General features: G+C 67.3%; 1 protein-coding gene. It reads right to left on the bottom strand.

All coding sequences use genetic code 11. The features are described from left to right. A partial coding sequence (locus tag MOV80_RS23290; RefSeq protein ID WP_249605565.1) for an RHS repeat domain-containing protein occupies window positions 1-620 on the bottom strand: 620 nt, incomplete at both ends.

Raw genomic sequence — 620 nt, 5'->3', positions numbered from 1 at the left:
AGCCCAAGGCCTGGCCCGCCGCGTTGAACCACACGATGTGCAGGCTGGTATTCGCGCGGTGCGCGCCGGTGTATGCCGAGAAGGCGTAACGGCGTCCCGCTTGCACCGGCACGCTTTGCACCAGTTCCTGGTAGGCGTCTTGCGGATGACGACCGGTCTGATGCAGATAGACGGTGTTCTCGCCAGCCAGGCCTTCCGCCACCCGCCAGTCGGCGTTCAGGTTCCCGCCCACCTCCGCGGCGGCGTTCCATGCCGCGTAATCCCAGCCCGCCACCTTGCCCGGCACCGAGGCTTCGAACAGGCTGTTGCGCAGCAGGTTGGCGCGGGCGCCGTCTTGCAGGCCTTCGGCGGACAGGCCCATCTGCGCCAGGCTCTTGGCGTAGCGGATGGTGTCGGTGAGATTGCCCGCCGCATCATAGCGGCGCTCAGTCACATAGCCCTGTGCGTCGACGCTGAGGCTGGGTCGCCCGGCTGCGTCGTAGAAGCTGCGGCTATGTTGATCGGCCGCGTCGGCCACCAACGCCGGCTTCCAATCGCTCGGCCCTGAAGCATCCAGCGCCAGTTCTTCAAACTGCGCCCGCGTCGCAAACAGCCAGGAGTCGTTCTCGCCCACCGCGGTG

Origin of the sequence: Chromobacterium sp. IRSSSOUMB001 (genome assembly GCF_023507765.1) — a bacterium.
GTDB classification, from domain to species: domain Bacteria; phylum Pseudomonadota; class Gammaproteobacteria; order Burkholderiales; family Chromobacteriaceae; genus Chromobacterium; species Chromobacterium haemolyticum.
Note: the sequence above shows the minus strand (reverse complement) of the source record. Positions and strands in the feature narration are given on the sequence as shown.